The organism is Achromobacter sp. GbtcB20, assembly GCF_019091095.1.
Lineage (GTDB): Bacteria > Pseudomonadota > Gammaproteobacteria > Burkholderiales > Burkholderiaceae_B > Achromobacter > Achromobacter mucicolens.
Map to the genome: position 1 here is coordinate 1 of NZ_JAGXJZ010000445.1, position 296 is coordinate 296.

The following is a 296-nucleotide window of genomic DNA, read 5'->3' on the forward strand; positions in this document are numbered from 1 at the left end:
CGAGCCCAGCCAGGAAGTCGAGCGCTTCCGCCAGATGCCCGCCCCCAGCCTCTGAGTCCCCCGAACCCACCCCCACCACTGCAGCGAGACACGCCATGCACAAGCAGATCTTCGTCAACCTTCCCCTCAGCGACATGCAGAAGTCCCAGGCATTCTTCAAGAAACTGGGCTACCGCTTCAATCCCGTTTTCACCAACGACCAGGGCGCGTGCATGGTCGTTGGCGGCAACCTGTACGTCATGCTGCTGGGGAAGGACTTCTTCAAGGGCTTTACCGGCAAGCCGGTGGCAGGTGCC

At 61.8% G+C, this 296-nt stretch carries 1 protein-coding gene; it reads left to right on the forward strand.

The window, feature by feature from the left end; all coding sequences use genetic code 11:
• Nucleotides 1-95: 95 nt before the first annotated feature.
• Nucleotides 96-296 (forward strand): VOC family protein (locus KVT32_RS29695; RefSeq protein ID WP_371825640.1); only part of this gene is annotated, 201 nt, incomplete at its 3' end.